At 37.9% G+C, this 11,045-nt stretch carries 8 protein-coding genes; 6 read left to right on the forward strand and 2 right to left on the reverse strand.

What is annotated here, in order from left to right:
- The first annotated feature begins 334 nt into the window (after positions 1–334).
- The 4 genes from AC13EX_RS14965 to AC13EX_RS14980 all read left to right on the forward strand — a co-directional run bounded on the left by AC13EX_RS14965 (position 335) and on the right by AC13EX_RS14980 (position 6,504).
- Positions 335–2,269, forward strand: a complete 1,935-nt coding sequence (locus AC13EX_RS14965) for a fumarate reductase/succinate dehydrogenase flavoprotein subunit (RefSeq protein WP_482893303.1) — start codon at positions 335–337, stop codon at positions 2,267–2,269.
- Positions 2,269–2,997 (forward strand): succinate dehydrogenase/fumarate reductase iron-sulfur subunit, encoded by a 729-nt coding sequence (locus AC13EX_RS14970; RefSeq protein WP_482893304.1) that lies wholly within the window; start codon positions 2,269–2,271, stop codon positions 2,995–2,997. The genes AC13EX_RS14965 and AC13EX_RS14970 overlap by 1 nt, the downstream gene beginning before the upstream one ends.
- A gap of 9 nt (positions 2,998–3,006) precedes the next feature.
- Positions 3,007–4,539, forward strand: coding sequence for a Ppx/GppA phosphatase family protein (locus AC13EX_RS14975; protein WP_482893305.1), 1,533 nt, complete (start codon positions 3,007–3,009; stop codon positions 4,537–4,539).
- A gap of 219 nt (positions 4,540–4,758) precedes the next feature.
- A complete protein-coding gene (locus tag AC13EX_RS14980; protein WP_482893306.1) occupies positions 4,759–6,504 on the forward strand; it encodes a SulP family inorganic anion transporter in 1,746 nt (581 codons plus the stop codon).
- Positions 6,505–6,570: 66 nt separating this feature from the next.
- Here AC13EX_RS14980 and AC13EX_RS14985 read toward each other — a convergent pair whose 3' ends face one another.
- Entirely contained in the window at positions 6,571–6,930 is a 360-nt protein-coding gene (locus AC13EX_RS14985) for a response regulator (protein ID WP_048642321.1), read from the reverse strand.
- Positions 6,931–7,105: 175 nt separating this feature from the next.
- A complete protein-coding gene (gene rfbA, locus AC13EX_RS14990) occupies positions 7,106–7,975 on the reverse strand; it encodes a glucose-1-phosphate thymidylyltransferase RfbA (RefSeq protein WP_482893307.1) in 870 nt (289 codons plus the stop codon).
- A 277-nt stretch (positions 7,976–8,252) separates the two neighbouring features.
- Here rfbA and AC13EX_RS14995 point away from each other — a divergent pair, with 277 nt between their 5' ends.
- Together AC13EX_RS14995 and AC13EX_RS15000 are read left to right on the forward strand one after the other, a co-directional pair.
- Positions 8,253–9,011: a hypothetical protein gene (locus AC13EX_RS14995; RefSeq protein WP_482893308.1), complete on the forward strand. Its 759-nt coding sequence runs from the start codon at positions 8,253–8,255 to the stop codon at positions 9,009–9,011.
- 320 nt (positions 9,012–9,331) lie between these two features.
- The gene (locus AC13EX_RS15000; protein WP_482893309.1) at positions 9,332–10,348 is read left to right on the forward strand and encodes a pirin family protein; all 1,017 of its coding nucleotides are present in this window, start codon (positions 9,332–9,334) and stop codon (positions 10,346–10,348) included.
- Positions 10,349–11,045 lie beyond the last annotated feature (697 nt).

Below are 11,045 nucleotides of genomic sequence, written 5' to 3' on the forward strand. Positions count from 1 at the left end.
TAAACCCGATTAGGTAAAAGACAATCAATTATGTGGTAAGATCACTTGCTGTATTGATTCGGGAAATCCTTTTGCATTTCCCTAGACAAAAAGCCAAGGGCCCAAATTTAGCAGACAGTTTTATAACCTTATTTTTTTCAAATTGGTTTGTTCCAGAAGAAACTCAAGTCATTTACCAGGTTTTTCTATACAAGAATACCTTGTTATATTATTTAAAATCGTGACTTATGTCACACTTTGAATTTAATATCATTATTAAAGGACAAAATTCATCAGAACAAAGTATAAAATTGTTATTATTAACTAGTAGAAGTAGAAATCTAATTTTTCAAGCATGTATTTCAGTACTGATAGTAAACAAATTCCCAAATCAAAAATCCCTCAAGGTGACCTGAGGGACAAATGGTCTAATTTTAAAAACCAAGCAAAACTTATCAGCCCTAATAACCGGAATAAATACCATGTCATTATTGTCGGCACTGGACTGTCCGGAGCTTCTGCAGCAGCTTCTCTTGCTGAATTAGGTTATAATGTTTCCGTGTTTTGTTTTCAAGACTCTCCCAGAAGAGCCCATTCAGTTGCAGCCCAAGGTGGAGTGAATGCAATGAAGAACTACAAAAACGATGGTGACAGTGTACATCGGATGTTTTATGACACGCTCAAAGGAGGGGATTTTAGGGCACGAGAGGCAAATGTATTTAGGCTAGCTGAATGCTCTGCAAGTTTAATCGATCAGGCTGTGGCACAAGGGGTTCCTTTTGCTAGGGAATACAGTGGGTATTTAAGCAATCGCTCTTTTGGAGGAGTCCAGGTAAGCCGAACCTTTTATGCCAGGGGGCAAACTGGACAGCAATTGCTTTTAGGTACTTACCAGGCCTTGATGCGTCAGGTAAAGGCAAAAAAAATAACCACCTATACCAGACATGAAATGTTGGACCTGGTATTAATAAATGGAGTAGCAAAAGGTATCATAGCCAGAAATCTTGACACCGGAAAAATCACTAGACACACGGCTAATGCTGTGGTTTTAGCCACAGGTGGATTCGGTAAAATTTATTATTTATCTACCCTCGCCATGGGTTGCAATGGTTCGGCAATATGGAGAGCACATAAAAAAGGAGCCTGGATGGCATGTCCCAGCTGGACGCAAATTCACCCTACCTGCCTTCCCCAATCAGGTGCCTATCAATCTAAGCTTACCCTTATGTCAGAATCCCTACGCAACGATGGCAGGATATGGGTTCCATTGACAAGAAATGACAATCGAAAACCTGAAGATATCCCTGAAGAGGAAAGAGATTATTACCTAGAAAGGAAATACCCTTCCTATGGCAACTTAGCACCTAGAGACATCGCTTCCCGTGCAGCAAAAGAGAGGATAGACGCAGGCCATGGAGTAGGACCTTTGAAAAACGCAGTTTACTTAGATTTTAAAGATGCCTTGGCCAATCAAGGGAAAGCAACTATTGCCAAAAAGTACGGTAATCTATTTGATATGTATCAGAAGATCACTGGTATTAATGCCTATAATGAACCAATGAAGATTTCTCCAGCTGCTCATTTTTCCATGGGAGGCCTTTGGGTAGATTACGAACTTAGTACCAATATCCCTGGGCTTTTCGCCATAGGTGAAGCCAATTTCTCAGACCATGGAGCCAACCGCCTAGGCGCCAATTCTCTACTTCAAGCCTGCGTAGACGGTTACTATATCCTACCTCAAACCCTCCCTCATTACCTAGCCCAATCTGGAAACCCCGAAGCTATAAACAGAGAAGATCCAGCTTTCATAGAATGTGAGCAACAGGTCACCAAGCAGTTGGAGGATTTAGGCAAAATAAATGGCAATAAAACAGTGGATTACTTTCACCGGGAGCTAGGGAAAATTCTGTATGACAAATGTGGGTTAAGTCGAAATGAAAAAGGTTTAATTATTGCAATTGAGGCGATCAGAAATTTAAAAGCTTCATTCTATAATGACCTTAAGATCCCTTCAAAAATCAATGGTATAAACGAAGAACTAGAAAAAGCGGGACGAGTAGCGGACTACCTTGAAATAGGTGAACTTATGTGCATCGATGCCCTCAGCAGGGAGGAGTCTTGTGGCGCACATTTCAGAACGGAATTCCAAACCAATGACGGAGAAGCTATTCGTAACGACGAGGAATTTACATTCATATCCTGCTGGAAAAAATCAGACAATGTCCCACTCTTGATTAAAGAAATGCTAAACTTTGAATTTACAAAACCTACTGAAAGGAGCTATAAATAATGGATTTCAAACTTAAAATATGGAGACAAGAACAGGGTTCATTGAAGGGTAAAATGATGGCTTATGCCGTTAAAGACATTTCTCCCGACATGTCCTTTTTAGAGATGTTGGACCAGCTCAATGAAAACTTAACCCTTAGCGGACAAAGCCCTATTTCATTTGATTCTGATTGTAGGGAAGGCATATGTGGACAATGTGGATTATTTATCAATGGTAGGGCGCATGGTCCAAGAGGTCATACCAGCACTTGCCAGCTACATATGCGTTCTTTTCAAGATGGAGAAACCATCTATATAGAACCTTTTAGGGCTGGCCCCTTCCCCATTAAAAAGGACCTAAAAGTGGATAGAAGTGCATTGGATGAAATCATAATTTCCGGAGGATATATTAGCGTAAATACCGGCCAAGCTCCGGAAGCCAACCAAACATTGATCAGTAGTGACACCGTAGAAGCTGCATTTGATGCTGCCTCATGCATTGGTTGTGGGGCATGCGTAGCTTCATGTAAAAATGCCAGTGCATCCCTTTTCACTGCAGCCAAAATCAGTCATTTGGCACAGCTCCCGCAAGGTGAATTAGAACATAAAAAAAGAACAAATGACATGGTCAATAAAATGGATGAGTTGGGTTTTGGTGCCTGCTCAAATACAGGAGCTTGTGAGATAGAGTGTCCACAAGGAATTTCCATTAGCCACATTGCCTTTATGAACAAGTCTTACCTAAAATAAAAGCTACCTATGAATATTGCTGCAATCGATATTGGCACAAATAGTATCCACATGATCATTGTCAAGGTTCAATCTAGAACCCATTTTGACATCCTTATGCAGGAAAAAAACATGGTGAAGCTTGGTGTCGGAGTTTTTGCCAATAAAGAACTCAGTAAAGAAGCCATGGATCTGGGTGTTGCTACGGTCCAGAGATACGTACAATTAGCTGATCAATATGGAGTGGATGACATTATCGTATCTGCTACCAGTGCTACGAGGGAAGCTAAAAATGGCCGGGAATTTTTGGACAGATTAATTCATGAAGCAGGAATTTCACCCCAATTAATCTCTGGTAAGGAGGAAGCCAAATTGATTTTTCTTGCTGTAAGAGAAGCTATTGCCTTAAAGAAAGAAAAAATACTCGTCATAGACATTGGTGGTGGTAGCACTGAAGCAGTCATCGGTGATCAAAACCAAATATTTTATGGCAACTCTATGAAACTGGGCGTTTTGCGCTTGCTGGACTATATAGGAGATCAAACTAAAATTGACGATAAAGCCCAAGAGGAACTCAAAGCTCACATTAAACAGGCTGCTAGTTCTGTATTAGCTAAAATTAATCAAACTGGCTTTGACAGGGTAATTGGGACTTCTGGAACTATTCGTGCTTTAGCAGAAGCCTGTTTGGTAAAGGCCGACAACCCTGCCCCTGAAATAGTCAACGCAGAGACAGTTCAACTTAAGAGCCTTGTAAAGCTACGAGATCGCTTGTTAGACGCTAGTCCCAAAGAACGTGGAGAAATCCCCGGAATAAGTAGCAACAGGGCGGATGCCATACACCTTGGCGCACTCCTACTCGTTGAAATATTAACTCAAGTTAATGCTTCCGCACTAACCATTTCAGATGCTTCATTAAGGGATGGAATGATTATCAATCACATAGAAAAGCATGGGATACAAATTGAAGAAATAAGTCAGGGGAAAAACCTTAAGGAGAAAAGCTGTTTACGCCTTGCCATAAAATATGACACTGACTTAACGGAAAAAAAGCATGTATTGGGCATTGCTTTACAATTGTTCGACCAACTTAAGCATCTCCATGAAGCTGATAATTATGAAAGAGAACTGGTCAGCTATGCTTCCTTAATCTATGACATTGGTTTATTTGTAGCCTTTCAGGACTATCACAAACATTCGAGATACTTAATCAATAACAGTCAGCTGAGGGGATTCACCAATGACGAGGTACTACTATTAGGTCACTTGGCTAGGTACCATAGAAAAAAAGGTCCTAACAAAAACCATAAGAAATATAGAAAACTGGAAAAATATCAAAAAAAGAGACTCAATCTTTTGGCTGGTATCTTAAGGATTGCCATAGGCTTAGACAAAACAAAAAACCAATGGGTACAAAACATTTACTGTCAAGAGAATGAAAACCAGTTGCTAATAAAAGTTTTTGGTGAAGAAAACATGGATCTTGAAATCTGGGAAGCCCAGAGGTATTCCAATACTTTAGGTAAATATTTAAAAAAAGAAATTGTTTTAATGGTTGGTTGAATCAATTTAAAAGGTGACAAAAATTACTAAATCACCATAAAAAAAGAGCGTAATTTGGAAAATATTAATCTCATGATACAAAGAAAAGAGGAAAACAAGTACTTTTTGTACTGTTGTTTCAGCAACAATAGTTGATATGGGCATCATTAAACTACAAATAGGGCATCATTTCCTATTTGTAGTTAGATTTTCAATATTGACAAGAATTTTCAGAGGAGTATGCACTTAAAAAAACACTTTGCAATATTACATTGGCTCCCGAATTATAAAAGGTCAAATTTATTAGGGGATACATCTGCTGGGCTTATTGTTGCCATTATGCTTGTTCCCCAAGGGATGGCTTACGCCTTGCTCGCCGGACTAAACCCCATTCATGGATTATACGCTGTAACGCTCCCATTGCTGGTTTATGCTCTTTTGGGCAGTTCTAGACAATTGGCTGTAGGACCGGGCGCAATGATTTCTTTACTTGTGGGTGCAGGAATCAGTAGCCTAAGTCCAGAAAATTACTCAGCTTATTTTTATTATACCATCACACTGGCATTTATGGTGGGAATAATTCAATTTTTAATGGGCCTCTTCAGGCTAGGATTTGTGGTTAACTTTCTTTCCCAACCCGTAATAAAAGGCTTCACTTCTGCTGCTGCCCTTATAATTGGCTTTGGTCAATTAAAACATTTATTAAAACTGAACTTTCCTAGTAGCAATCACATCCAAAATATATTTATCGGTTTGGCTTCAACCATTGGCCAAACTCATTTACTTACAATGTGTATAGGCTTAGCTGGAATTTTAATCATCAAATTTGCAAAGAAAATACATCCCGCTATTCCTGGATCTTTAGTTGCCGTTATCCTAGGTATTGTTTTGGTAAGATTTTTAGGACTTACGGATGAAGGTGTGATGGTATTGGGAGAAGTACCCAAAGGTTTGCCTGGCTTATCATTACCAACTTTTGAATTGACTACCTGGACAAATTTATTCCCTATTGCCATCACCATTTCTCTGGTTGGTTTTGCCGAGAGTTTTTCAATTGCCAAAACCATAAATGCAAGGCATAAAAACTATCTGATCAATGCAAACCAAGAACTTATTGCTTTAGGAATGGCAAATATTAGTTCTTCAATGGTAAGAGGTTTCCCTGTTACTGGAGGACTTTCAAGGTCAGCAGTAAATGACCAATCCGGAGCAAAAACACCACTGGCTTCTATTATCAGTGCAGGAATAATTGTGATGACTTTGGTGTTTTTTACCAGCTATTTTTTCTATCTGCCCTACGCCATTTTGGCTGCCGTTATCATCGCTGCTGTTTCTGGCATAGTGGATTGGAAAAGCCCTATAGAGCTTTGGCATAAAGACAGAAAGGACTTTTACATGTTCACTGCCACCTTCTTGGTAACTTTAACGATGGGCATTGTCCTGGGGATTCTTTCTGGAATGATTCTTTCATTAATGTTGGTGATTTATAAGGCTTCAAGACCTCACATGGCTCAATTAGGCAGAGTCCCTGGCACCAATAACTTCAGGAATATTCAGAGGTTCAATGACTTGGAAATAAATCAAGACCTAATTATTGTAAGGATTGATGGCCCAATCTATTTTGCCAATGTGGACTTTATCAATGAGAAAATTAACCAATGGAGAGCAGAAAGATCAAGCGCGATAAAAATGATTTTCTTAAACATGGAAAGTGTTACTAGCCTTGACAGTACGGGTGCGCTGACCTTACAAACCTGGATTAAAGATTGGAGAAACAATGACATTGACCTGTATATTATTGGCGCAAAAGGCCCTGTCAGAGATGTGCTTGTAAAATGGCAACTCATTGAAACAATAGGTGAAGATCATATATTTTTAGATACGCATACAGCCCTCACCTATTATGAGAAAAATATGGATGCTAAAAGTCTTCAAAAAATGGGTCCTTATGCATTGCAAAGCAATTTTAAAAACAAAAAAACATAGGCCCTGAACAAAGTTCAGAGCCTATGTGCTTGCGATTATAATTAATCTTAAACCCTACAAAAAATCTTAATTTCTGAATATTTCAGGAATACATTCCTTAACTGAAAGTTTAGGAAGAAATTTCTTTACCAGTGAATTATTATTGGCCTTTTCAACATCAGATTTATCCAATGATCCACTTAATATATATACTTCTGAAGTGAGATCTGTTCCTTTTATTTCGTCTAAAAAATCCCAACCAGTCATTTGTGGCATAACTAAATCCAAGAACAAATATTTTGGATTTATTTTCGCGACTTGATGGGAGACACCAACTGCTGATGAGAATTTATGAATTCTGTAAGGTGCAGTTACACATTTTCGAATATATTGTTCTGTAACGAAAGTACTCACCTTATCATCATCTATTATCACAATATCCAACATCGAAATACATTTATGTTACACTAAAAATCATTTTACTCAATACAAAAGTAAGCAAAAAAAAATCACCTCCAAACTTGAAGGTGATTTTTTTATCAATTATTATGTTATTCAAATACTGATATTTGCATTTAGACTCAGAACACGCCTTAGTCTACTGAAATTCTTTAGCGAAGTTTTATTGGTTTTTATTAAGCAATCCCCTCAAATAAACACCGTAGCCGCTTTTACCTAACTTTATAGCCGCATTTTCAAGCATCTCTGCATCAATAAATCCATTCCTATAGGCAATTTCTTCAATGCACCCTATTTTCAACCCTTGCCGCTCTTCAATCACTTCAACGAATTGAGCCGCCTGTAGTAAAGATTGATGGGTTCCTGTATCCAACCATGCTGTCCCCCTGTTCAGTATGCCTACTTTAAGTTTTTCTCTTTCCAAATAGGCTACATTAATATCTGTAATCTCTAGCTCTCCCCTACTGCTGGGTTTTATGTTTTTGGCTATTTCAACGACCTCATTGTCATAAAAATACAAACCAGGAACAGCAAAATTCGATTTTGGAGTAGTTGGCTTTTCTTCTATACTCAAAACTTTATTGTTATCGTCAAACTGAACCACTCCATATCTTTGTGGATCATTGACATGATAGGCAAAAACAACACCTCCATCAGGGTCGGTATGATTTTTTAAGGTTTTTTGTAAGCCTGTTCCGTAAAAAATATTGTCACCTAAAATAAGGGCTACTTTATCCTTACCTATAAACTCTTCTCCAATAATAAAAGCTTGGGCCAAACCTTCTGGTTTTGGTTGAATGGCAAAGGTGAATTTACAACCTATTTGACTTCCGTCCCCTAGCAACTTTTTAAAGGCCTCATTGTCCTCAGGTGTGGTGATAATCATTATCTCATTAATTCCTGCCATCATCAATACTGACAATGGATAATAAATCATTGGTTTGTCATAAACAGGCATCAATTGCTTACTTACTGCAATGGTTAATGGATACAGTCGCGTGCCAGAACCTCCAGCTAAAATAATTCCTTTCATAAATACTGTTTTTTTTTATTGCTATTTATTATTCAAAATCACACGCAAATAAAAATGGTTTTTGGTGTGAAAACACAAAAAATTAGTTTCAAACAATTTTATCCTGTATTCTAAACAAATACTTAACTCACTAAGTTAATAAACATTGAGAACATATTTCAATAGATTATAAATTTTATTTACAACTTATGCTTAAGAAATATGCAAGAATTGGTACTTTTGAGCGTTCAAAGGATAATACGATTATATTATTCTGCGATCTTTTTTTAATTATCGCATGAATATCACCTTATCAATCTATTTTTCATTTAGTATGAATAGTTACCTTATTAAGTCCTTTTTAGCACTTGTATTAGTTTCAGGGCTAAGTTTAGGCTCCAGTAATGGACAGAACTTTTACAAAGAAAAAATCTCAAGAAACAACTTCTTGCAAGCAGGAATTGGCCTTGGGACTATTTATGCAGACAATGCCGGAGGAGTCAGGAACCTGACATTCCTATTAAGACCTGGATTGTCATTTACCTATGGTAGAAAAATACACAAACACTGGGACGTAAGGGCCAATATTGGATACCAAAGGTACAGAAGTCAGGATCCTGATCACTATGGTCCAACGACCGTGCAGTTATGGGCTGCAAGTAATCAGGCTATCACAAGTAAGAACAACTTACTATTTCTCGATTTAATTCCAAGCTTTTACCTTTTCAGTTCAGAAAACCATGCCCGAAGAACAAAAATAAATGCCTATGGCGGAGCTGGAATAGGCTTACTAATGAATTCTAATCAAACCACAAAATTTAATTTTGATGGTACAAGTAATCATAAAGACACTCAACTCACTAGCTATATCCCTTTCAAAGGAGGATTGAGCTACCGGCTTGACATCTACACAGACATCGCTTTTGAAGGAACATTGATGTTTACTTTTTCAGATAAACTTGATGGAAATGAAGGTTATAACAGACTTAATGATCACCCCCTAATTGGACAGATTGTAATAAGAAGGTACCTAGACCCCTTCAAGTCATTTTATTAAGTTTTAATATAAGCTAAAACTATCCAATGGTTTTTCATCGTGCAGTTACAATTCAAATAATCTTTTCCTGCTTTAAGAATTATATTTTTTTAGATAAACCAAGAGGTTTACATCTCCCCTTTACCCTCAATGAAAAACCAACATTTTTTTGATCAACAATTTTGACAAATTGTGATTTATTGAGAGCACCTTGTTAGTGGATGGATTCCCCATCCTCCTTTATATCCCTTGCACTAAAATGTAAGGTTAAAAATTGTTGAATGAACTTATTTTAATTAATAGCGATTATTACATGTATATACACATAATTTATACATGTTATGAAATCTGCTATAAAATCAATTCAACCTTTAGGGGCGCAATGGCCAACACAGGACCCGTTTTTATTCTGTGCTTTTCACAACGATGTTTTCCCTGAAGGAAATCAAGAAATGGCACCTAAGGCAAATCTTTCCGGAAGGAACATTGGTCAGGACTTTTCTGGTAAAGATGGATGGAATATGTACCACGGAAGTAAGGTGCCTGGTTTTCCAGCCCATCCTCACAAAGGTTTTGAGACAGTGTCTATTGTAGAAAAGGGCTTGGTGGACCATTCTGATTCACTTGGAGCAGCTGGAAGATTTGGGAACGGAGACACCCAATGGATGACTGCCGGAGGAGGGGTAATGCATTCAGAGATGTTTCCATTACTCAATGAAACTGAAAAAAATGAAATGCTATTCTTCCAAATATGGCTTAACCTTCCAAGGGCCAAGAAAAATGTTGCGGCCCATTTTAAGATGATGTGGAATGAACAAATCCCCATTGTAACAATCAAAGACGATAATGGACTGGAAACGACATTCAAAATCATTGCTGGGGAATTTGAGAAAGTGAGGTCATTGGCTCCAGCGCCGGATTCTTATGCAGCAGACCCGGACAGTGAAGTAGGCATATGGTTAATCAAGGCAAATCCGGGTTCCACATTTACTTTACCTGAGGTGCCATCTAATGTAGACAGGTCATTGTTTTTCTACTCAGGAGAACAAATAGAAATAGATGAACAGATTGTGGCTGAAAATAAAGCGATAGTACTGGGAGATCAGTCATCGTATCGCATAAAAAATGGAGACAAAGAGGCTCACTTTCTTTATTTACAAGGGAAACCCATTAATGAAAAAGTGGTTCAGCATGGCCCTTTTGTCATGAATAGCAATCAGGAAATCCAGGAAGCAGTCGGCGAATTTCAAAGGACCCAATTTGGTGGCTGGCCTTGGGGAAGCCATGAACATGTACATGACAAATCCAAAGGTAGGTTTGCCATCCATGCTGATGGTAAGATCGAAAATAAATATTGAATCTGGGGGAGTAATTGCTTTACTCCCCCTTGTATGTTTTTAAAATCAATTGGCCTCACCTTATAATCTTTACTCATTTCATGGTGTTAAGCTGACAGGCGCCACCTCCCTTTTCACTAAAACAACCTAGAAGGTCTTGTTGCCAAATTGTTATTAACCCGGATTATGTAATAGAATTCATGATAGCCTGTCCCGTGTTTACGGGAAGTGTTGCAATCGCAAGAAAATCAGGCTGTTTGGAGATTTTAGCATAGCACCGCTATGGTGAAATTGAAAACAGCAACGAAATGGCTGATTTTAAAGCGATTTCAGCACTTAATAGATTGTCTATTGCATATTTCGGCTTAAACTGAGCTTACAAAACATCATGCACTCATAAGACATTCCTCTATTAGGGAATCCCCTCCTACCAATTCTTTTAAAAGTTTTATTTTTTATAGGCTATTTAATATTTGCGCAATCAATAAAAAGAGAGTAGCGAAATAACCTATAAAATGGAATCGGTTTTCTTTTGAATTTTTCAATATGTAAAAGAATGTAATCAGTATAATTTTAGCTAACTTTAATCACCAAAGTTGAATAGGGTTATTTTACAAAGCGATAAAAATTGTTTTAATGGAAATTTTAGGATTGGATATAGGAGGCTCTGGCATTAAAGGTGCTCCAGTTAATATAGAAACAGGACAGTTAACCGCCG

Source organism: Cyclobacterium sp. L-R (assembly GCF_056859355.1).

What these genes read in the sequence shown, in the direction of transcription:
- AC13EX_RS14970 (WP_482893304.1), top strand. Translation starts at nt 2,269, where the DNA reads ATGGATTTCAAACTTAAAATATGGAGACAAGAACAGGGTTCATTGAAG.
- AC13EX_RS15000 (WP_482893309.1), top strand. Translation starts at nt 9,332, where the DNA reads ATGAAATCTGCTATAAAATCAATTCAACCTTTAGGGGCGCAATGGCCA.
- rfbA (WP_482893307.1), bottom strand. Translation starts at nt 7,975, where the DNA reads ATGAAAGGAATTATTTTAGCTGGAGGTTCTGGCACGCGACTGTATCCA.
- AC13EX_RS14995 (WP_482893308.1), top strand. Translation starts at nt 8,253, where the DNA reads ATGAATATCACCTTATCAATCTATTTTTCATTTAGTATGAATAGTTAC.
- AC13EX_RS14965 (WP_482893303.1), top strand. Translation starts at nt 335, where the DNA reads ATGTATTTCAGTACTGATAGTAAACAAATTCCCAAATCAAAAATCCCT.
- AC13EX_RS14985 (WP_048642321.1), bottom strand. Translation starts at nt 6,930, where the DNA reads ATGTTGGATATTGTGATAATAGATGATGATAAGGTGAGTACTTTCGTT.
- AC13EX_RS14980 (WP_482893306.1), top strand. Translation starts at nt 4,759, where the DNA reads ATGCACTTAAAAAAACACTTTGCAATATTACATTGGCTCCCGAATTAT.
- AC13EX_RS14975 (WP_482893305.1), top strand. Translation starts at nt 3,007, where the DNA reads ATGAATATTGCTGCAATCGATATTGGCACAAATAGTATCCACATGATC.